General features: G+C 72.3%; 20 protein-coding genes. 14 read left to right on the forward strand and 6 right to left on the reverse strand.

What is annotated here, in order from left to right; translation table 11 throughout:
• The first annotated feature begins 56 nt into the window (after nucleotides 1–56).
• From dinB to H030_RS33620, 3 genes are read left to right on the forward strand one after another with little or no spacing between them, the layout of a single operon-like run.
• A complete protein-coding gene (dinB, locus tag H030_RS33610) occupies nucleotides 57–1,163 on the forward strand; it encodes a DNA polymerase IV (protein WP_051223153.1) in 1,107 nt (368 codons plus the stop codon).
• An 11-nt stretch (nucleotides 1,164–1,174) separates the two neighbouring features.
• Nucleotides 1,175–1,996, forward strand: coding sequence for an alpha/beta fold hydrolase (locus H030_RS33615; protein ID WP_051223155.1), 822 nt, complete (start codon nucleotides 1,175–1,177; stop codon nucleotides 1,994–1,996).
• Between the two features lie 60 nt (nucleotides 1,997–2,056).
• Complete coding sequence (locus H030_RS33620; RefSeq protein WP_051223157.1) at nucleotides 2,057–3,649, forward strand: methyl-accepting chemotaxis protein; 1,593 nt, start codon at nucleotides 2,057–2,059, stop codon at nucleotides 3,647–3,649.
• A 24-nt stretch (nucleotides 3,650–3,673) separates the two neighbouring features.
• On the opposite strand, the gene trxA is transcribed toward H030_RS33620, so the two are convergent.
• Nucleotides 3,674–4,417 (reverse strand): thioredoxin, encoded by a 744-nt coding sequence (gene trxA / locus H030_RS0119395; protein ID WP_027007323.1) that lies wholly within the window; start codon nucleotides 4,415–4,417, stop codon nucleotides 3,674–3,676.
• A gap of 19 nt (nucleotides 4,418–4,436) precedes the next feature.
• On the opposite strand from trxA, the gene H030_RS0119400 reads away from it, so the two are divergent.
• From H030_RS0119400 to pdxH, 8 genes are read left to right on the forward strand one after another with little or no spacing between them, the layout of a single operon-like run.
• Nucleotides 4,437–5,231 carry an alpha/beta fold hydrolase gene (locus H030_RS0119400; protein ID WP_027007324.1) on the forward strand — a complete coding sequence of 265 codons (795 nt, stop codon included), beginning with the start codon at nucleotides 4,437–4,439 and terminating at the stop codon, nucleotides 5,229–5,231.
• Nucleotides 5,228–6,154 carry an ABC transporter permease gene (locus H030_RS0119405; protein WP_196809196.1) on the forward strand — a complete coding sequence of 309 codons (927 nt, stop codon included), beginning with the start codon at nucleotides 5,228–5,230 and terminating at the stop codon, nucleotides 6,152–6,154. The genes H030_RS0119400 and H030_RS0119405 overlap by 4 nt, the downstream gene beginning before the upstream one ends.
• A 9-nt stretch (nucleotides 6,155–6,163) precedes the next feature.
• Complete coding sequence (locus H030_RS0119410) at nucleotides 6,164–6,568, forward strand: DUF6941 family protein (protein ID WP_027007326.1); 405 nt, start codon at nucleotides 6,164–6,166, stop codon at nucleotides 6,566–6,568.
• On the forward strand, nucleotides 6,565–7,359 hold the full coding sequence (locus tag H030_RS0119415) for an acyl-CoA thioesterase domain-containing protein (RefSeq protein ID WP_027007327.1): 795 nt from the start codon (nucleotides 6,565–6,567) through the stop codon (nucleotides 7,357–7,359). Before H030_RS0119410 ends, H030_RS0119415 begins: the two co-directional genes overlap by 4 nt.
• Nucleotides 7,356–7,919: a GNAT family N-acetyltransferase gene (locus H030_RS0119420; protein WP_027007328.1), complete on the forward strand. Its 564-nt coding sequence runs from the start codon at nucleotides 7,356–7,358 to the stop codon at nucleotides 7,917–7,919. The genes H030_RS0119415 and H030_RS0119420 overlap by 4 nt, the downstream gene beginning before the upstream one ends.
• On the forward strand, nucleotides 7,916–9,079 hold the full coding sequence (locus tag H030_RS0119425; protein WP_027007329.1) for an aminotransferase class I/II-fold pyridoxal phosphate-dependent enzyme: 1,164 nt from the start codon (nucleotides 7,916–7,918) through the stop codon (nucleotides 9,077–9,079). The genes H030_RS0119420 and H030_RS0119425 overlap by 4 nt, the downstream gene beginning before the upstream one ends.
• Nucleotides 9,080–9,114: 35 nt before the next feature.
• Nucleotides 9,115–9,504, forward strand: coding sequence for a response regulator (locus H030_RS33625; RefSeq protein WP_051223160.1), 390 nt, complete (start codon nucleotides 9,115–9,117; stop codon nucleotides 9,502–9,504).
• A gap of 51 nt (nucleotides 9,505–9,555) precedes the next feature.
• Complete coding sequence (gene pdxH, locus H030_RS0119435) at nucleotides 9,556–10,230, forward strand: pyridoxamine 5'-phosphate oxidase (RefSeq protein WP_035127998.1); 675 nt, start codon at nucleotides 9,556–9,558, stop codon at nucleotides 10,228–10,230.
• 4 nt (nucleotides 10,231–10,234) lie between these two features.
• Here the strand turns inward: pdxH and H030_RS0119440 are convergent, their stop codons facing one another.
• Nucleotides 10,235–11,125, reverse strand: a complete 891-nt coding sequence (locus H030_RS0119440) for a hypothetical protein (protein WP_027007331.1) — start codon at nucleotides 11,123–11,125, stop codon at nucleotides 10,235–10,237.
• Between the two features lie 160 nt (nucleotides 11,126–11,285).
• Between H030_RS0119440 and H030_RS0119445 the strand changes: the two genes are divergently transcribed.
• Nucleotides 11,286–11,537 carry a hypothetical protein gene (locus H030_RS0119445; protein WP_027007332.1) on the forward strand — a complete coding sequence of 84 codons (252 nt, stop codon included), beginning with the start codon at nucleotides 11,286–11,288 and terminating at the stop codon, nucleotides 11,535–11,537.
• 125 nt (nucleotides 11,538–11,662) lie between these two features.
• A complete protein-coding gene (locus tag H030_RS0119450; RefSeq protein ID WP_027007333.1) occupies nucleotides 11,663–12,007 on the forward strand; it encodes a hypothetical protein in 345 nt (114 codons plus the stop codon).
• On the opposite strand, the gene H030_RS37535 is transcribed toward H030_RS0119450, so the two are convergent.
• The 4 genes from H030_RS37535 to H030_RS0119470 form a co-directional block, all read right to left on the reverse strand.
• Complete coding sequence (locus H030_RS37535; RefSeq protein ID WP_051223162.1) at nucleotides 12,004–13,626, reverse strand: histidine kinase; 1,623 nt, start codon at nucleotides 13,624–13,626, stop codon at nucleotides 12,004–12,006. The two genes, H030_RS0119450 and H030_RS37535, sit on opposite strands and share 4 nt — an antisense overlap.
• A 38-nt stretch (nucleotides 13,627–13,664) precedes the next feature.
• Entirely contained in the window at nucleotides 13,665–15,308 is a 1,644-nt protein-coding gene (locus H030_RS0119460; protein ID WP_155892154.1) for a hypothetical protein, read from the reverse strand.
• 55 nt (nucleotides 15,309–15,363) lie between these two features.
• A complete protein-coding gene (locus H030_RS0119465) occupies nucleotides 15,364–16,980 on the reverse strand; it encodes a hypothetical protein (protein WP_027007335.1) in 1,617 nt (538 codons plus the stop codon).
• A 128-nt stretch (nucleotides 16,981–17,108) separates the two neighbouring features.
• Nucleotides 17,109–18,335: a hypothetical protein gene (locus H030_RS0119470; protein WP_231398481.1), complete on the reverse strand. Its 1,227-nt coding sequence runs from the start codon at nucleotides 18,333–18,335 to the stop codon at nucleotides 17,109–17,111.
• Nucleotides 18,336–18,636: 301 nt separating this feature from the next.
• Here H030_RS0119470 and H030_RS33635 point away from each other — a divergent pair, with 301 nt between their 5' ends.
• Nucleotides 18,637–19,896 (forward strand): DEAD/DEAH box helicase, encoded by a 1,260-nt coding sequence (locus H030_RS33635; RefSeq protein ID WP_196809197.1) that lies wholly within the window; start codon nucleotides 18,637–18,639, stop codon nucleotides 19,894–19,896.
• Nucleotides 19,897–19,911: the final 15 nt, after the last annotated feature.

The following is a 19,911-nucleotide window of genomic DNA, read 5'->3' on the forward strand; positions in this document are numbered from 1 at the left end:
CGTGCGGGGGCGAATCGCGGTCAGGAGCTGTCACGCGCGCCGCGTACCCTGACGGGGTGGCGAAGCGGGTCATTGCTCATCTGGATTGCGACGCGTTCTTCGCGTCCGTCGAGCTGCAGCGGCGTCCCGAGCTGCGTGGCCTGCCGGTGATCGTCGCCGGGAGCGGACCGCGCGCCGTCGTCACCACCGCCTCCTACGAGGCGCGGAAGTTCGGGATCGGCTCGGCGATGAGCGCGGCCGAGGCCAAGCGGCGCTGCCCGCAGGCGATCACGATCCCGCCGGATCACCAGGCGTACTCCGAGAAGTCGCGGGAGGTCTGGGACCTCGTGCGTGAGGAGATCGAGATCCTCCAGCAGGCCTCGATCGACGAGGCCTACGCCGACCTCTCGGCCATCGAGAGGCCGCTGCCGTTCCTGCGCGCGATCATCGCGCGGGTCAAGGAGCAGACGGGCATCCAGATCTCGGCCGGGATCGCGCCCAACCGGCTCGTCGCCAAGATCGCCTCCGACCTCGGCAAGCCCGCCGGCTTCGTCGCGATCGGCCGCGAGCAGTGCGCCGCGCACGTCGCGAGCCGCTCGCCGCGGATCGTCCCCGGCATCGGCCCGAAGACCGCGCAGCGCCTGGCCGAGATGGGCTACCCGACGCTCGGCGCGCTGCAGAACGCGCCCGTCGAGGAGCTCCAGGAACGCTTCGGCGAGCGCTACGGCCACGACCTGCATCGCCGCGCGCACCTGCACGACAGCTCGCCGGTCGAGACCGAGCGGGTCCGGAAGTCGCGCTCGGTGGAGACGACCTTCGACGTCGACATCGCCGACCACGCCGAGCTGGAGTCGGTCCTGCGCGGGCAGGCCAACAAGCTCGCCGGCCAGCTGCGCCGGGCCGAGGAGCGCGGGCGCACGATCGGGATCAAGGTCCGCCTCGACGACTGGACGACGGTCACGCGCGCCCGCTCGATCGACCGCCACGTCCACGACGAGGCGACGATCATCGAGATCGCGCTGGAGCTGTTCCGCGACTACGCCCCGCCGCGGCCGGTCCGGCTGCTCGGCGTCCGGGTCGCGTCGTTCGAGGGCGAGGAGCCGCCCGCGCGGACCGAGCCGTCGCCGCGCGGCGTGCTGCCCGGCCAGCTCGTGCTGCCGCTCGCCGCCGAGCTGCTCCGGTAGCGTTCTCCTACATGTCGCACCTCACGATCGGCGGACGCCGCCTCTTCCACCAGCGCCGGGGCGCCGGCGAGCCGCTGTTGCTGATCATGGGGATGAGCGGGACGCACCTCTCCTGGGGCGAGCCGTTCCTCACCCACCTGGAGCGCGACTTCGACGTCGTCGCCTACGACCACCGCGGCATCGGCCGCAGCGACCCCGAGACGCAGCAGTTCTCGATCGCCGACCTCGCGCAGGACGCCGCCGGGATCCTCGACGCGCTCGGCTGGGACGAGGCGCACGTGCTCGGGATCTCGATGGGCGGGATGATCGCCCAGGAGCTGGCGCTCAGGCATCCCGAGCGGATCAGGACGCTCACCCTCGGCTGCACCTACTGCGGCGGCCCGGGCTCCTCGCTGGCCCCGCAGGCGACGATCGACAAGCTCAGCGCCGGGATGATGAGCGGCGACCGCGAGCTGGCGATCCGCAACGGCTTCGAGGTCAACGTCTCACATGCGTTCGCGCAAGCGGACGGCAACTACGAGACGTTCCGGGCGATGGCCAAGGCGCTGCCCGCGCCGGTCCCGGTGATCATGCTCCAGATGCAGGCGATCGCCGGCCACGACACGTCCGCGCGCCTGGCGCAGCTCAAGGGCCTGCCGGCGCTGGTGATCCACGGCGACGAGGACGCGATGATCCCGGTCCAGAACGGCAGGCTGATCGCTGAGCTGATCCCGGGGTCGCGCCTGGAGATCCTCGAGGGCGTGGGCCACATGTTCTGGTGGGAGCGGCCCAGCCGAGCGGCTGAGCTGTTCCGGACGCATGTCTCAGACGCGCGTCAGCACGTAGACGGTTGATCGATCGAGATGCCCTGAGCGGTTCAAAGTCGGAACCCGCGAGCCGACCCTTCGGGCACGATGTCTCTCCTTTCCCGCAAGAAGAAGCCGGACCCTGCGCTGGCGCAGCTGCAGGCGCGGCTCGACTCCCTCGAAGGCAACTGCCTCGCGCAGCTCGAGGAGGGCCTGGCGCTGATGGTCGGCGGCGACTTCACCGCCGACGTCCAGCCCGTCACGCGGCCGATCGACCTTGCGGTCGAGGACCCGCAGGTCGCCGCGCTGATCACGACCTTCAACGCCATGCTCCAGCGCGCGCAGAACGCGCTCGAGGGCTACAACCAGATGCGCGAGCAGCTGCGCGCCTCGCTCGGCGACCAGTCCTGCCTGAGCGCGCTGACGCAGCGGCTGAACTCGCTCAACGACAACTGCCTCAGCGGTCTGCAGCACGGCCTCGCGGCCGTCAGCGAGCAGGGCGACCTCAGCGTCGACGTCGTCCCGTGCACGACGCCGCTGACCGCCCGCGAGGGCCAGAGCGCCGGCGCGCTCGCCGACGTCTTCAACGGCATGCTCGGCCGCGCCCAGGGCTCGATCGACGCCTACAACACGATGCGCGGCGACCTCGCCACGGTGGCCGGGACCGCGCAGACCGTCGCGTCCGGCGACCTCGTCGTCCAGGTCGCCGCCAAGGGCGACCGCGACGTGCTCGGCAACGCCTTCAGCGAGATGACCGTCCGCCTGCGCGCGGTCGTCGGGCAGGTCTCCGACACCGCGATCGGCCTGCGTGCCGCGTCCGACGAGATGGCCCGCAGCTCGGAGGAGACGCACCGCGCGATCGAGGAGATCGCCCACGCCGTCGCCGACGTCGCGTCCGGCTCCGAGCGCCAGATGATCGTCATCGGCGGCGCCCAGGAGGTCGCGACCGCGGTCGTCGAGGAGACCAGCGCGTCCGAGGAGAAGGCCCAGAACGCCCGCGAGGCCGCGGCCGACGCGCGCGCCGCCGCAGAGGAGGGCGCCAGGGCCGTCTCGGTGGCGACCGAGGCGATGAGCGCGGTGCGCGAGTCGTCGGTCGCGATCAGCGCGACGATGGAGGACCTCGCGCGCAAGGGCGAGCAGATCGGCGGGATCGTCGATGCCATCACCGGGATCGCGGAGCAGACCAACCTGTTGGCCTTGAACGCGGCCATCGAGGCGGCGCGCGCCGGCGACCAGGGCCGCGGCTTCGCGGTCGTCGCCGACGAGGTCCGCAAGCTGGCCGAGAGCTCGCAGCAGGCGGCGCGCTCGATCGGCGACCTGATCGGCGAGATGCAGGGCGAGACGCAGCGCGCGCTGCACGCCGTGCAGGCCGGGGCGGCCCAGACCGAGGACGGCGCGGCGACCGTCGAGCAGGCGCGCGAGTCGTTCCTGCGCATCGACGGCCGCGTGAGCGACGTCGGGCAGCGGGTCGAGGAGATCTCGGCCGCCGTCAAGCGGATCGCCGAGTCCTCCACGAAGATGCAGGAGGACATGGGCGACATCGTGTCGGTCGCCCAGCAGTCGACCGCGGCGACCGAGCAGGTCTCGGCCTCGACGCAGGAGACCTCCGCGTCGGCGCAGGAGATCGCGACCGGCGCCGGCGACCTCGCCCGCCGCGCGGACTCGCTCGCCGAGCTGGTCGCGACCTTCAGGGTCGCCTAGACCTACATCTTGCTCCGGGGGGAGCTAGTAGAGCGCGCCGGCGAGTCGCCGGCGCGCGTCTCTTGAGAAGGGATGGTCGACGCCGAACGCGTCGAGGATCCCGACGACGACGCGGCGCAGGTCGTCCTTGGACCCGTTGGCCTGCTCGATCTCCGCGATCAGCAGGTCGACGGCGTTCTGGGGGTCGCCGCCGTCGAGGGCCCTGAAGGCGTCGTTGACGCCGGGGATGTCCTCGCGCTCCAGGCGGATCCGGGCGGCGAGGCCGTCGGCGCCGAAGTCGCCCTGGGCGTTGGCCAGCGTCTCCAGCGCGCCGTCGATGTCGCCCTGCCTGCGCTGGATGATCGCCAGCCGGACGCGGGCGTCGGCGCGGGCGGGCTCGAGCTCGATCGCGCGGCGCAGCGAGGCCTCGTCGCCGGCCTGCACCAGGCCGTCGGCCTCGGACGGGACGAGGCCGTCGAAGAACGCCTTGACCTGCGCGGGCGGCAGCGCGCCGACGAACTCGTCGACGACCCTGCCGTCCTTGAACGCCTTCACGGCCGGGATCGACTGGATCTGGAAGGCCTGCGCGATCGCCGGGTTGGCGTCGGTGTCGAGCTTGGCCAGGACGACCTGGCCGTCGCGCGCGGCGGTCTCCTTCTCGAGGACCGGACCGAGCGCGCGGCACGGGCCGCACCACTCCGCCCAGAAGTCGACGACGACCGGCGCCGTCTTCGAAGCCTCGATGACCTGCTGCTGGAAGTCCTGCTCGGTGACGTCGATCACGGCCATGTCTCCTAGGGTACGACGGGTGAGGCTGTACGTAGAGCGGAGTGGGGAGGGCGCGCCGGTCGTCCTCCTGCACGGGCTGACCGCGACGCACCGGTACGTGGTGATGGGGTCGAGGTCCCTGCAGCGCGCGGGGCACGACGTCGTCGCGTACGACGCGCGGGGGCACGGGGCGTCGGACCCGGCCGACTCGCCCGAGGCCTATGAGTACTCGGACCTGGCGTCCGACCTGCTCGGCGTGCTGGACGAGGCCGGCTTCGAGCGCGCGGTGCTGGCGGGTGCGTCGATGGGGGCGCACACGGCGGTCCGGCTGGCGCTGGAGCACCCGGAGCGCGTGGCGGGGCTCGTGATCGTCACGCCCGCCTACGACCCGGAGGACTGGCCGGGGAACCTCGCGCGCTGGGACGCTTTGAGCGACGGACTGCGGACCGGCGGTGTCGACGGCTTCGTCGAGGCCTACGGCGACGAGGGTCCCGAGAAGTGGAAGGCGACGCTGCAGACGGTCCTGCGCCAGCGGCTGAGCGCCCACGAGCACCAGGACGCGCTCGCCGACGCGCTGAGGACGGTGCCGCGCTCGCGGCCGTTTGAGACCCGCGAGGAGCTGCGCGCGATCGCCTGTCCCACGGTCGTCGTCGCCGACCGCGACGAGCCCGACCCCGGGCATCCGCTCGCCGTGGGCGAGTTGTACGCCTCGCTGATCCCGGGCGCGCGGCTGGTCGTCGAGGACGAGGGCTCCAGCCCGATCGCCTGGCAGGGCGGCCAGCTGTCGCGGGTCATCGCCGGAGTCGCCGAGGAGGCGTTCGGGGGCACGACGTGAGCATCCGCAGGGTGTCGTTCCGGCTGGGCGGGATCGCGATCGTCACGGTGCTTGCCACCGCGTGCGCGTTCGTGCTGTTCCACGTCCTGCGCCCGGAGCTGTTCCAGGGCCGCGGCGACATCGGGTCGCTGCCGCACTACCTCGAGCGCGCGTTCCTGCACTTCGACTTCGGCCGCTCCGAGCAGGGCAGCCAGACGCCGGTCGCCGACCTGATCCGCCAGGGGGTCCCGGCCGACGTGTCGCTGCTGGCCGGCGGCCTGGCGGTCGGGCTGCTGCTGGGGATCGGCGGCGGGATCCTCTGCGCGCGGCGGCCGCGCGGGTTCTGGTCGCGGCTGCTGCAGTTCGTCGCGATGGCCGGCATGTGCGCGCCGGTCTACGTCGTCGGGCTGATGGCGCTGCTGTTCTTCGGCGCCGACATCGGGGTGATCCCGGCCGGGATCGGGATCCCGCTGCGCTACGTCGAGTTCGGCGACTCGCCGTCGGGGTGGCTGGGCGCGCTGATCGTCCCGTGGTTCGTGCTCGGCCTGCCGCTGGCGGGGATGTGCCTGCGGGTCATGTTGGGGCAGATGGTCGAGGCCGGCGACCAGGAGTACGTGCGTGCCGCGCGGGCGAAGGGGCTGAAGGAGGGCGTCGTGCTGCGCAAGCACGTCGCACCCGCGGCGCTGGCGCCGACCGCGATGCTCGCCAGCTCGTCGATGCCGTTGCTGTTGACCAACGTGGTGCTGGTCGAGCAGGTCTTCAGCGTCCCGGGCGTCTTCGCGGACCTGACGCACTCGATCGGCACGGCCAACACGCCGCTGATCCTCGGCATGACCGCGGTCGGCGCGTTCCTGATCGCGATCACGACGTTCCTGTTCGACATCTTCCTGCTGTGGCTGGATCCTCGCGTCCGGGTCGGCGAGGCGCTCGCCGCCGGGCGCTAGGGTGCCCGCATGAACGTCGATTGGGTGATCCCGTGCCGGTACGTCGAGGTGCACGACAACCTCGGCAGCATGATCGGTGCGGGGATCGACACGTTCTGGATCCCCGAGCTTCCGGCGCCGCTGCAGGTCATGCTCGCCGTGAGGCTCAGCGCGACCGGCGAGGAGCTGGCGCCCGGCATCCAGCACGTGCTCCGCACGCTGGTGACCGACCCCCACGGCGAGGTCGTCTTCGAGGCGCAGATGGAGTTCGAGGCCGACGCCGAGTCCTCCCAGGCGGAGTGGCTGAACTCGATGGTGATGCCGACCGTCGTCCAGTTCGAGGCCTCCGAGGCCGGGACCTACCAGCTGGAGCAGTCGGTCGACGGCAACTCCCAGTCGATCCCGCTGCACGTGGTCGAAGGCGCCCCTGAGTGACGGCGCAGGCCGTCTTCACCCGCGACGGCGACTTCCTGGTGCCGTCGGTCCATGCCCGGGGGCCGTGGGCCGAGACGGACATGCATGGGGGTGGGCCGACCGCGTTGCTGGCGCGGGCGATCGAGGCTTTGGACACCCCGGCGCCGATGCAGGTTGTACGCCTTGCGGTCGAGTTCCCGGGGGCGGTGCCGATGGCGGCGGTCAGGCCGCGTGCGCGGTTGACGCGGGCGGGGCGGCGGCTCGCGCTGGCGGAGGCGGTCCTGGAGGATGCGGCGGGCGGTGTCGTCCTGCGCGCGGGGGCCACGCTGCTGCGGCGGGGTGAGGTCGCGCTGCCGCAGGAGGCGTTCGCCCCGGATGACCGGACCGCGCTGCGCTCGCCCGACGAGAGCGAGCGGGCGCAATGGCACGGCGGCGACGAGACCGCCGGCTTCCACCTGACCGCGATCGAGCTGCGGTTCGCCGAGGGCAACTGGGGCAGGGGACCGGCCGCGGGCTGGTTCCGGCTCGCGATGCCGCTGGTCGAGGGCGAGGAGCCGACGCCGGTCCAGCGCGCGGTCGCGTTCGCCGACTTCGGCAACGGCCTCTCGCGCGCGCTGGACTTCCGCACGCACCTGTTCGTCAACACCGACCTCACGATCCACCTGCACCGGGAAGCGGTCGGCGAGTGGATCGCGCTCGACGCCCGGACCGACCTGTCGCCGTCCGGCGTCGGCCAGGCCACGTCGGTCCTGCGCGACCAGACCGGCCGGATCGGCGTCGGCGCGCAGTCGCTCTACGTCGACACGCGGTGACGAGCAAGGCCTTCATGTTGCCTGCGACCCCGCTGGCCGACGAGCGGTTCGTGCTGCGCGAGCCGGGCGACGCGGACGTCGAGAAGATCTACGCGGCGTGCCAGGACGAGGCGATCCAGCGGTTCACGTTCGTTCCGGTGCCGTACGAGCGCCGGCACGCGACCGGGTGGTTCGAGGACGAACCCCGCGCGCGAGCGGCGGGGGAGGCGCTGACGTTCGCGATCGAGGATCGCGCCACCGCGACGTTCTGCGGGATGGCGAGCCTGCTGCGGCCCGATTGGCCCAACGCGACGGTCGAGGTCGGCTACTGGGTCGCGCCGCCCGCCCGCGGCCGCGGCGCCGCGTCACACGCCGCGCGCCTGCTCGCCCACCACGCGCTGCGCGACCTCGGCTTCGCCCGCGTCCGCTGCGACATCGACGTCGACAACGCCGGCTCGATGCGCGCCGCCGAGCGCGCGGGGTTCGTCCGCGAAGGCACCGCGCGGTCGGCGATCGAGGCCAAGGGGCGGCGCTGGACGCTCGCGTTGTACGCGCTGATCCCCGAGGATCTCGCGTCGTGACCCCTCGCAACGCGCCGCGCCGGATCGACGCGCTCCCCGAGCAGTTCTTCACCGGCATCCTCGCCGCCGCCGCGCGGGCCCGCGCGCAGGACGGACCGCGGTTCGTGGACCTCGGCCGCGGCAACCCGGACCTTCCGCCGCCGGCGCATGCGATCGAGGCGCTGCGGGCCGCGGCGCTGGAGACGCAGACCCCGGCCGTCCACGGCTACCCGCCGTTCCAGGGCACGCCGGAGCTCAAGCAGGCGATCGCCGACCGCTACGCCGCCGACCATGGCGTACATCTCGATCCGGAGACCGAGGTCGCCGTGATCCCCGGGACCAAGACGGGGATCATGCTCGCCGCGCTGGCGACCGCGCAGGACGGCGACACGATCCTCCTGCCCGACCCCGGCTACCCGGACTACCTCAGCGGCGCCGCGCTCGCGGGCGCCGAGGTCCGGCCGCTGCGGCTCGACCCGACCAACCACTTCCAGCCGGACTTCGACGCAGCGCCGACCGACGGCTCCGTTGCGCTCGCCGTCCTCAACTACCCCTCCAACCCGACCGCCGCGATCGAGCGCCCCGGCACCTTCGAGGCCGCCGTCGCCTACGCGCACGCCCACGGCGCCTGGGCCCTCAACGACCTCGCCTACGGCTTCCTCACCTACGACGGCGCCCGCGCCCGCTCGATCCTGGAGGTCGACGGCGCCCGCGACGTCGCGATCGAGCTCTGGTCCCCGAGCAAGATCTACGGGATGGCCGGCTGGCGGATCGGCTTCGCGGTCGGCAGCCCCGCGCTGATCGCCCGCATCAAGAGCCTCGTCGACCACATGACCGCCGGCGTCTGGGTCGGCCTGCAGCGCGGCCTCACCGCCGCGCTGGCCTCCGACCAGTCCGACGTCGCCGCGCGCCGCGCCGTCTACGCCGCCCGCCGCGACCTGATGGTCCGCGCGCTGACCGACGCCGGGATCCCGCCCGCGCCGGCCGAGGGCTCGTTCTTCGTCTGGTGGCCGCTCCCGCAGGACGTCACCCCGGAGTCGCTGATCGCCCACCAGCGCGTCGGCGTCGCGCCCGGACAGGGCTTCGGCGCCTCCGGCCAGGGATACGCGCGTCTCTCGCTCGCGCTCGCCGACGAGGACGTGCAGCTCGCCGCGTCACGACTCGCAAGCGCTGGGACCTGACACACCGGCTTGCCCAGCACGTTAGATTCAGGTGCATGGCTGAGGCCACGGTGCTCGTCGTCGACGACGACGCCGGCTTCCGCGCCTACGTCAGGGCGGCGCTGGAACCGGCGAGCTATCGCGTGATCGAAGGGACCTCCGGTCCCGACGCGGTGGACGTCGCGCTGCGCGAGCGGCCCGACGCGATCCTCCTGGACTGGCGGATGCCCGGCCAGTCCGGCATCACCGCCTGCCGCAACCTGCGCGCGCAGGAGGCGCTGGCCGGCGTCCGGATCGCGATGATCACCGGCCTCGACGACGAGCGCGACCGCACGCTCGCCCGCCACGCCGGGGCCGACGCGTTCCTTGTCAAGGACGGCGACCCGGACATGCTCGCCCGCCAGGTCCGCCGCCTGCTCGAGGCCGGCACGCCCGCCGTCGGCTGAGCCGCGCGCCCGGCGCGGCGCCGCGCACGAAGCCCTATATCTTGCTCGGCGATGCCCGAGCCGATCGTCCCCGATCACCAGCGCCTCGCCGCGATGCGCCGCAGCTACGAGCGCGGCGGGCTGGAGGAGGGCGACCTCGCGCCGACGTGGCGCGCGATGCTCGACCGCTGGCTCGACGACGCGGTCGCCGGCGGCGTGCGCGAGCCCAACGCGATGGTCGTCGCGACCGCCGACGCGCACGGGCGCCCGAGCGTCCGGACGGTCCTGCTCAAGGGCCTCGACGACGACGGCCTGACGTTCTTCACCAACTACGAGAGCGCCAAGGGCCGCGACCTGGCGGCCAACCCCTACGCCTCGATCCTGTTCCCGTGGCACGACCTCCAGCGCCAGGTCCGGCTGACCGGCGCGGTGCGCAAGCTCGACGGCGCCGCCTCCGACGCCTACTTCGCCTCGCGGCCCTACGGCTCGCGGATCGGCGCGCTGGCGTCGCCGCAGTCCGAGGTCGTCCCGGACCGCGGCGCGCTGGAGATGGCCCGCGACGCGCTGCTGGAGCAGTACCCGGACCCGCCGGGCGACGTGCCGCGCCCGGACGCGTGGGGCGGCTACGTCCTCGCGCCCGACGCGGTCGAGTTCTGGCAGGGCCGCCCGGACCGCCTCCACGACCGCCACGTCTATCGGTGCGACGACGCGGACGGCACGTGGAGCACCGCCCGCCTCGCGCCCTAGCCGACTACGAGGCGACCAGGTGCCACAGCGCGCCGTCGCCGACCGGCTCGCGCCGCACGACGCCCTCACCCGCCGCCTCGATCAGCGCGCGCTCGGTCGCCGCCTCGTCGAGCTCGCCCAAGTTGGTGGTCATGCACGCGGCGACCTCGCGCGTCACCGGTGCGTAGGGCAGCGCGCGCAGCACCTCGACCGGGTCGGTCGCCGGGGCGCGCCGCTCCAGCCCGACGTCGAGGTTGGCCAGCGCCGTGTCGTAGGACTCCAGCGGCTGGAAGCCGCCGACCTCCAACGACCCGCCGTCGGGGTGCGTGAAGATCACCGACGGCGCCGTGTACCGCACCGCGCCGTCCGTGTTGGCCTCGCGCCCCTGCGCGTGGATCGGGCGCCCGTCGGCCGTGCGCGACTCCGCGCGGTCGGCCTGGTAGGCCTCCTCGACCGCCTCCGAGCTCAACGCCTGCAACAACCGCTCCGCGTCGGCGCCGGCCACGCCCTCGAGGACGACGCGCAGGTCGTCGGTGTCGTCCAGCAGCAACGTGGTGGTGAACTGCGCGAGCTGCAGCGCCCGGAAGACGGAGAACTCGAGCTCCGGCTGCTCCAGGCGCGCGGCGACGACCAGGCGGCAGGCGATCCCCGTCCCGGTCACGCGCGAACGCGGCTGCCCGCCGAACGGCATCCCGAAGCGACGCCCGAACGACTTGAACCCCTGAGCGGAGCGCACGGGTGTGTAGCCGGCCTGCACATATCGCTCCGGCCCCTCACTCAGACCGATGAGCACCAGTCGCCAATCGAGCTGATCGCCGAACCGCCAGCGCAGCGCCGCGTGGTAGGGCGACGACGAGTACGCCCACGGGCAATGCGGGTCGCTGAAGTGCGTGGTGGCGATGGTCGTGGAGGGCATGGGAGGGATGGTTGCACAGGCAAGCAGCGTCCGTATGAAGTCGGTTTGACGGACAACTTGCACCAACCACTTGCACTAGACCCGACTTATAGGCAAGGATTTGCTCACCGGACGGCGAACACACGCCACGCAGTCCAACCCAAATCCTGGAGGGACATCCATGGCAACGGAACGACCGAGCGGCCTGAAGCAGCGCTCGTACCTCATCGGCGGCGACGAGATCACGTGGCTCGAGACCGCGGCCGGCAAGACCAAGCTCACGCAGAGCGATCTGGTGCGCCTCGCGCTCCAGCGTCTGCGCAAGGACCTCGGTGCTGCTCGCAGCCTCAAGGTGGAGTCCGTCGAGGCTCTTGCCAAGGGCACCAGGTGGTCGCCCGTCAAGCGCGGTGGCCCGCGCCGTCGCGCTTCGTAGCGCGGCCGCTTCGGCCAACGCTCAGCCGAGTTGACCGTCGCGGCGCCGCGGTGGACGGACGTCCGGTCCCGGGCATCTGACACTGCGGCGCCGCGGCGTCCCGGTCGAACCTAGGGTGGAGAGCTATGTCGGCCACACCCTTCGATCTGGATCACGTCAGCGTCATCAACAGCTGCCGCTTGGAGCTGGAGTCCGCCGGCAACCCGTCCTACGTGGTTGCCATCGTGGACGAGACGGGTGCCGTGCACCTCGCGCCGATGGTCTTCTCCACGGTCGGCCCCGCCGCCGACCACGCGACGCGCCTCAACCGCGCCGCCTTCGGCACCAACGAGCAGGTCGTCATCGTGTCCCGCTCAGCCGCCGGCCGCCGCGCGATGTTCACCGTCGTCGAGCCCCGCACGCTGCGCAAGCTCCACCAGCGCCTCGAGGTCATCGAGGAGAGCTTCCACGAGATGGACACCAAGATCTAGGACGCCGGTTCGTCGCGGTCGTCCGCGACGCAGCGGTACCAGAGCAGCATCATCGGCTCCTCGTCGGTGAACTGCCAGCCCGGCTCGCCGAAGAGCAGGGCCATCTCGTCGCGGATCGTCGCGTAGAAGCTGCGGCGGTCCATCCGCCAGCCTTCGAGCGTCGTCGCTCCGACGTCGGCGGGCTCCAGCCAGTCGTCGTCCACGTCCAGGAACGGGACCGACGCGACGCTGACGACCTCGACGGTCGCCCGGCGCCGGCCGCTGTGGTCCATGACCGGCAGCCGCTGGCCGACGCGCGGCGCCCCGCCCTCCAGCTCCCACTCGCGGGCGAGCGTCACCGACAGCGTCTTCTCACCGGCGATCACCGCCGCGATGTTGCGCTCGCCGCGCCCGCCGTCCTCCGGATGGCCGAACTCCAGGAACGGCTCGTGCGCGCTGCGCCACGGCGCCAGCGGGATGATCGCCTTCAGCCTCGTGCCCGCACCCGCGGGCGAGTCGATGTGCAGCTCGCCGCCGAGCGCCGCCACGCGGTCGCTCAGCCCGGCCAGCCCGGACCCGTCGCCCTTCACGGCACCGCCGACGCCGTCGTCGGCGATCGTCACGACCGCCTCGCCGAGCCTGGTCGACACGTCGACCCGGACGACGCCGGCCTGCGCGTACTTGACCGCGTTGGTCAGGCCTTCGCTCGCCAGGTAGAACGCGGTCAGCTCGACCGGCGCCGGCAGCCGCCGCTGCGGCAGCGCGTCGATGTGCAACGGGATCGGGGAGCGGCCGGCCAGCGCCTCCAGCGCGGGGCCGAGGCCCTTCTCGGTCAGCCCCGCCGGATGCAGGCCGCGCGCGAGCTCGCGCAGCTCGGCGGTGGCGAGCCTGGCCTCCTCGTGGGCGCGCGCCAGCAGCTCCAGCGCGGTCGGGTCGCCCTCGTCGCCGAGCCTCCTGCGGGCAATGCCTATGAGATGCCCGAGCGCGACGATCCGCTGCTGCGCGCCGTCGTGCAGGTCGCGGCCGATCCGCTGGCGCTCGGCGTCCGCCGCGTCCAGGACGCGGGCGCGCGCGGCGGCGACCTCGGCGTCGCGCACGCGCAGCGACGCCTGGTGGCGGCGGCGCTCGATCTCCGCCCCCGCCCGCGCCGCGAAGATCCGCAGGACCGCCAGCTCGTCCTCGTCGGGGTCCATCGGCCGCGAGGACTGCAGGGCGACATACCCAACTTGCTCGTCGCCCGCGCCCGGCAGCGCGACACCGAGGTAGGAGTCCAGCTCGTGGTTGGTGACGAAGCTGTCGCCCGGGAAGCGGTCGACCGCGCCGGAGGCCAGCGTCAGCAGGCCCTCGCGCCGCGTGACCGTGCACGGCATCGCATCGTCGAGGTCGAACTCGTAGCCCTCGGGCAGCTCGACGCCGTTCTGCCACGACACCAGGACGCGCACGCGGCCCGTGGCCGGCGCGGGCAGCAGCTCGCCGATGAACGCCAGCTCGGCGCCGAAGGCCTGCGCGAGGTGGCGGACCATCGCGCGCAGGAACGCGTCGCCGACGACGCCCGCCGTCCCGGTCGCCAAGCGTCGCAGCAGGTCGCGGTCGCGCGGGGTGGACGGCGGCTCGTCGTTCGGTGCTGCGGCGGTCGACACGGGCGCGGGATGGTACCCGTGCCGACCGCCGGATCAGCTCATCGCGAGGTCAGGTCGACCCCGCGCGGCAGCGTGAACGTCGGGTACCTGCGCGGGTTGGACGGCTTCTCCCGCACGTAGGTCGCCAGCCGGTAGACCGCGGCCGACGCGCCCCTTGGCGCCTTGACCGTCACGGAGAACGTGCCGTCGCTGCGCGGCTTGAAGCGCTTGACGAGGACGACCTTGTGGCACGAGACGCGGCGCACGAGCCGGATCGTCGAGACCGGCGTCGTCAGCGGCCGCACGACGCGGCCCCTGATCGTGACCCTGCCGTCCTTCGACGTGAGGCTGGAGACCGTCAACCGCCGCAGCAGCTTCAGCGGCAGCGAGATCTCCCTGCCGATCTCGGCCCGGTAGCGCAGCGTGTTGGACTGCGTGTGCGACGCCATCACCGCGGTCGGCGGCAGCGGCGCGGTCGTCGCGAAGGACCCGTCCTTCCTGACGGTCGCGTGCGCGACGATCCGGTCGCCGCGGCGCAGCCGGATCGCCACCTTCTTGCCGACGTAGTCGCGGTTGGCCGCGCCGAGCAGCTTGACGTGGCCGCCCTCCTTGAGCACGTCGACCAGGACGAGCTTGCGGTCCGAGCACTGCAGCAGCTGGTCGGCGGCCGACTGCGCTGCGACCGGCCTCGCCGCCGGCCTCACGACCGCGCCCTGCGGCGCGACCGGCGCGGCGACCGGGCAGGCGCCCGCGTCGGCGCTGACCCTCGCCTCGCCGAGGACCGCGTCGAGGATCGGCTGGCCCACGAGCGAGATCGAGACGTGCAGCGCGCGCTGGACCAGCGACGAGCCGTCGGCGATCTGCTCGTTGGGCACGACGTGGACCTCGGCCAGCGTGGCCGGGATCGCGATCGGCGGCACCGCCGCGAGCCCGGCGGTGATCTGGGCCAGCACCGGCCTCAGGACGCCGAGCGCCAGCGGCGTCAGGCCGGTCGGGTCATAGAACTTGATCTGCGAGAGGTCGAGGTTGACCAGTGAGATCGACGTGCTGTCGATCAGCGGCAGCGTCGTGTTGACGATGCTGTCGACGCCGAGGTCCTGACCGAGGACCTTCAGGCCGGCGACGCTGCTCGTGCCGGAGAACGTCGCGAGCCCGCTAGAGCAGGCGACGTTCGCCTGGGCGGTGAGGACGTCGGCCGAGAGCAGCGAAGGTGCCGCCGCCGGGATCAGGCCCTTGAGCGTCGCCTTCAGGTCGACGGTCACGCCGGAGATGCTCGGCAGGCCCGGGATCGGCAGCGCCGGGATCGGGATCGAGATCGGCGCCAGGGGCAGTGCGTCGATCGCCGCGTCGAGCTGCTGGGTGGCCGCTGCGATGACCTCGGGCGACGGGAGCACCTGCAGCGAGGCGATCCCGCCGGTCGCGGTGCCCGACGGCGTGGCGGGGTCGAACGTGGTCTTGGCGGTGAGCGCCGACGCGTTGAGCAGCGGGGTGCTGAGCGACGGGACGGTCTCACCGGTGGCGCAATCGGCGCCGCGGCCCTGGGTGACGGGCTCGATGGCCTGCTGACCGAGCAGCGTCGCCCGCAGGGGCGTCGCGTCGCAGTGCAGGGCAGGCGCGGCCTGGGCGCTTCCCGCACCCAGGACCAGCAAGGACAACAACAACGCGACCGCCCCCACGGCGGTGCACGGGCGAACGTGCGACAACGGGACTCTCATTCGGTTGTGATGGGACTTGGAGGGATGGAGGGAACTGCGGGTGCTACCGGGTGCTCAGCGCGACGCCACGCGGCAGCGTGTACGTCGGGTACTTGCGCGGGTTGGACTGCTGCTCCCGCACGTAGGTGGCCAGGCGGTAGACCGCCGCGGCCGCGCCGTGGGGCGCCTTGACCGTCACGGAGAACGTGCCGTCGCTGCGCGGCTTGAAGCGCTTGACGAGCACGACCTTGTGGCACGAGACGCGCCGGACCAGCCGGATCGACGACACCGGCGTCGTCAGCGGGCCGGTCACGCGGCCCTTCACGGTGACCCTGCCGCTCCTCGACGTGAGGCTGGAGACCGTCAGCCGCCGCACGAGCTTCAGCGGCAGCGACAGCTCCCTGCCGATCTCGGCGCGGTAGCGCAAGCTGTTGGACTTGGTGTGCGAGGCGATCAGCGCGCGCGAGGGCAGCGGCGCGGTCGTCGTGAAGGACCCGTCCTTCCTGACCAGCGCGTGCGCCACGACCCTGTTGCCGCGGCGCAGCCGGATCGCCACCCGCTTGCCGACGTAGTCGCGGTTGGCCGCGCCGATCAGCTTCACGCGCCTGCCCTGCCGGATCACGTCGAGCAGCGCGAGCTTGCGGTCGCTGCACTGCAGCGCGGCCGCCGACTGCGCGGCGACCTGGCCGCACGCGCCGTCGGCGGTGGCGGCCGAGACCTCGGCCTCGCCGATGACCGCGTCGAGCACCTGCTGACCGGCGATCGTCACGGTCGCGTGCAGCGCGCGCTGGATCAGCGAGTTGGTGGTCTTGATCTGCTCCTTGGGCACGAGCGAGACCGTCGCGACCGACTCCGGCAGGCTGATCGCGGGCAGCGACGCGAGGCCCTGGGCGATCGCGGCCTGGATCTGCCTGACCTGGTCGGGCGTCGCGCCGGTCAGTGGCGTGAGGATCGAGAGCTGCGCGGGGTCGAGCGCCGCCGGGTTCAGCGACTGCGCGCCGAGGACCGTGATCGCCTGCGTCAGCGGGCCGTCGAGCGGGACGTCCTGGCCGGCGAGCCTGACGTTCGTGATCGTCGACGTGCCGCTCAGCGCGGGCGCGCCGTTAGCGCAGCTGACGGTCGCGTCGGAGCGCAGCAGGTCGGCCGACAGCAGCGCGCCCGGCGTGGGCAGCTGGGCGAGCGCCGCCCTGGAGAGGTCGACGCTGATCGACGACGGGATCCCCAGCGGCGCGACCGCGTCGGCCAGCGACTGGGGGAGGCCGATCGAGACCGGCGGCAGCGACGCCGCCGCCGACTGGGTCGGCAGCGCGGGCAGGCTCGGCAGGCCGTTGAAGAGGTCGCCCGGCGACAGCGGGTTGCCGGTCGGGTTCAGCGCCAGGTGCGCGAGCGCGCCCTCGGCCGTGCCGGTCGCCGACGGCGTGTCGTAGGTCGTCCTGGCGATCAGCGCGCCGGCCTCCAGGCCGGACTGCGCGACCGACGGCAGCGCCTCGTGGTCGGCGCAGGCCCCGTTGTCGCGGCCGACGGTGGCCGGCTCGGGCAGCGCGTTCCCGGCGACGGTCAGGCGGATCGCGCTGGCCTCGCAGTGGAACGGGTTCGTGTCAGCGGCCTGCGCGCTCGACGCGGCTCCCGCCATCGACAACAGCACCAGCGCGCCCGTCCCCGCGACGGCGCGTCTCCGCACAGCACTCATCCAGGAAACCCCTGTCTCCCCAGTTGGACCCTGCAATCCGGGCGTCTCCCAACGCCCGGAAAGCAGTGTGCCGAACCGGGCGCCGCGATGCGCCGGTTCCCCGAGTACCCCGTTCTGGCCTAGTTCAGGCTCATCTTCGGCTCACCGCCGGCGGTGAGGCCGGTGCCGGAGATCGTGCAGGTCCCGCCCTTGGGCGTGCCGTTGTTGTAGGACTGGCGGACGCAGTTGCGCAGCGCGAGCTGGCCCCAGTAGTTGGGGTGCAACGACTCCTGGACGTAGTAGGGCCCGAAGACGGTCGAGACCGTCCGGATCTCGTTGACCCACTCGGTCCTGTCGACCGCGCCGGCCTGGGTCCAGCTGGACAGGCCCTTCTCCTCCAGCAGCCCGACCGTGTTCTCGCACAGGCGGCGGCCGTTGAAGGCCGACTGCAGCTCGAGGATCTTCACGTTGCTCAGGCCGGTGGCGGACGCCGCGTTCTTGACCGCGGTGTTGATCGTCGGCAGCGCCGTGGCGTTGGCCCAGTTGGCGTCGTTGTTCCAGAAGCCGCAGCCGCCGGTCGACTGGCGCGTGTAGCCGGACTCGCTGTAGCGGAAGGCCGAGCCGTTGGGGATCGGCGACTCGTAGTCCTGGACGACGAGCGTGTACTGCGACGCGCTGTAGCCCGCGTTGGCCATCGCGGTCTTGATGTTCAGGATCGCGTTCTTGATGGCCGTGGTCTGGGCGCTGATGTTCGCGCTCGTGAAGTTGGACGTCACCGAGCTGTCGTCGTTGCAGTAGTCCTTCCACCACGACGGCGAGAGCAGGAAGTCCTCGATGCAGTCCTGGACGACCGAGGCGAAGTTGAAGTTGTTGCCGCCGATCGAGATGTTGATCATCTTGACGTTGTGGGTGGCGGCGAAGTTCTGCAGCATCAGCGCCTGGCCCTGCTTGGTCCCGCTGGAGTAGAAGTCCAGGCCGGGCTTGAAGCTGCTGCCGTCCGAGGTCGACGTCGTCGCGCCGCTGCAGGCGAAGTTGACGCCGTTGACGCCGCCGCCGATGTAGACCTCGGCGGACTTGGAGCGGTGACAACCGCTGATCTGCTCGGCCGTGTTGGACGCGTTGTCGTAGTAGGCGGTCGAGCCGAGGGCGTCGACCTCCGAGCTGTCGTTGTTGGTGGACCCGGCCCAGCGGCCGGCCTCACCCGAGATGTAGGAGTCGCCCACCGTGGCGACGTAGGGCGTCCCGGAACCGGGACCGTCGGCGCGGGCGGTGCTCGTGTGCTGGAGCGCCAGCACGCTCGCAACCGCGAGAACGGCGCACACCACCATCCGGCGCACGCTCACGCGCGCCGCGAAGTCCTGCGACATCATGTTCCTCTCCTCCTGTGACCCACGGGCGCAGCCGGGTGCCGCGCCCGACACGTTGCGAACCTAACCGCTCGGTCAGTTGATGTGTGACGAATTCGTGCCAGGTGTCACGAGTCGGTCATCGGAGGCGCATGGGGCTCAAGTCGGAGGGGAGCGCTTCCGACGTTGCTATTGTTGTTGGTGCGGACGGGCACTCGGCCCGCCGCGAGGCAGCTCGCTTGGGTCCCGCCAGGGTGCGGTTCGGGTCGGCAGTCTCACCCGAATCGTCAGCGGTGCAGACGCGCCGCAAGGAGTCCCATATATGTCTGCTGCCAAGACCTTCGCCGATCTCGGCGTGTCAAAGGCTGTGTCCGGCGCCCTCGCGAAGCGTGGCTTCACCGAGCCGTTCGCGATCCAGAACCTCATCATCGGGGACATCCTCGATGGCCGCGACGTGCTCGCGAAGTCCCCGACCGGCTCGGGCAAGACCCTGGCCTTCGGCGTCCCGATGCTCGACCGCATCGACGCCAACAGCTACGGCCGCCCGTCGGCCCTCGTGCTGGCGCCGACGCGCGAGCTGGCGTCCCAGATCGTCGACGAGCTCTACCCGCTGGCCCACTCCCGCGCGTTGAAGATCACGACCGTCTACGGCGGCGTCGGCATCACCAAGCAGGAGAAGGACGCCGTCAACTCGCACATCGTCGTCGCGACGCCCGGCCGTCTCGAGGACCTGCTGCAGCGCGGCAAGCTGAAGCTGAACAACGTCGAGTTCCTCGTCCTCGACGAGGCCGACCGGATGCTCGACATGGGCTTCCGCCCGGCCGTCGACCGGATCGTCGCCAAGTGCCCGCGCGAGCGCCAGACGGTGTTCCTGAGCGCGACGCTCGACGGCGACGCCGGCCGCATCGCCCGTGAGTACACGAGCGACGCCGCCGAGCACGCGATCGAGCCCGACGTCGACCGCCTCGCCGCGATCGGCCACCGCTTCGTCGCCGTCGAGAGGGACGACCGCCTCAAGGAGCTCGTCCGCGAGCTGCGCGGCGACCGCGACCTCTCGCTGGTCTTCGTCCGCACCAAGCATGGCGCCGACCGGCTCGTCAAGCGCCTGGCGCGCGAGGGCGTCAAGGCGGTGGCGATGCACGGCGACAAGTCCCAGAGGCAGCGCGAGCGCGCGCTGGACCAGTTCGAGCGCGGCGAGGTCGACACGCTGGTCGCCACCGACGTGGCCGCCCGCGGCATCGACGTCCGCGACATCTCGCACGTCATCAACTTCGATCCGCCCGAGGACGGCGACACCTACACGCACCGCGTGGGGCGCACCGGCCGCGCGGGGCGGACCGGCCAGGCCGTCACGTTCGTGCAGTCCGACCAGGCGCGCGACGTCCAGAAGATGGCCGGCCAGCTCGGGATCCTCAAGGAGTTCGGCCAGTCCGGGCTCCTGAAGAGCGAGCGCGGTGGCGCGAAGCCGCCGTCCGAGGGCGGCGCTCCGCGCACGACCGGCGCCCGTCGCCGTCGGCGCTCGTCGGGCGGCTCGGGCCACAGCAGCCACAGCGGGCACAGCAGCAGCCGCGGCGGCCGCTAGGCCTGCCGCGGGTCG

Origin of the sequence: Conexibacter woesei Iso977N (genome assembly GCF_000424625.1) — a bacterium.
Lineage (GTDB): Bacteria > Actinomycetota > Thermoleophilia > Solirubrobacterales > Solirubrobacteraceae > Baekduia > Baekduia woesei_A.

What these genes read in the sequence shown, in the direction of transcription:
- H030_RS33615 (WP_051223155.1), top strand. Translation starts at nt 1,175, where the DNA reads ATGTCGCACCTCACGATCGGCGGACGCCGCCTCTTCCACCAGCGCCGG.
- H030_RS33620 (WP_051223157.1), top strand. Translation starts at nt 2,057, where the DNA reads ATGTCTCTCCTTTCCCGCAAGAAGAAGCCGGACCCTGCGCTGGCGCAG.
- trxA (WP_027007323.1), bottom strand. Translation starts at nt 4,417, where the DNA reads ATGGCCGTGATCGACGTCACCGAGCAGGACTTCCAGCAGCAGGTCATC.
- H030_RS0119410 (WP_027007326.1), top strand. Translation starts at nt 6,164, where the DNA reads ATGAACGTCGATTGGGTGATCCCGTGCCGGTACGTCGAGGTGCACGAC.
- H030_RS33625 (WP_051223160.1), top strand. Translation starts at nt 9,115, where the DNA reads ATGGCTGAGGCCACGGTGCTCGTCGTCGACGACGACGCCGGCTTCCGC.
- pdxH (WP_035127998.1), top strand. Translation starts at nt 9,556, where the DNA reads ATGCCCGAGCCGATCGTCCCCGATCACCAGCGCCTCGCCGCGATGCGC.
- H030_RS0119440 (WP_027007331.1), bottom strand. Translation starts at nt 11,125, where the DNA reads ATGCCCTCCACGACCATCGCCACCACGCACTTCAGCGACCCGCATTGC.
- H030_RS0119445 (WP_027007332.1), top strand. Translation starts at nt 11,286, where the DNA reads ATGGCAACGGAACGACCGAGCGGCCTGAAGCAGCGCTCGTACCTCATC.
- H030_RS0119450 (WP_027007333.1), top strand. Translation starts at nt 11,663, where the DNA reads ATGTCGGCCACACCCTTCGATCTGGATCACGTCAGCGTCATCAACAGC.
- H030_RS0119470 (WP_231398481.1), bottom strand. Translation starts at nt 18,335, where the DNA reads ATGTCGCAGGACTTCGCGGCGCGCGTGAGCGTGCGCCGGATGGTGGTG.
- H030_RS33635 (WP_196809197.1), top strand. Translation starts at nt 18,637, where the DNA reads ATGTCTGCTGCCAAGACCTTCGCCGATCTCGGCGTGTCAAAGGCTGTG.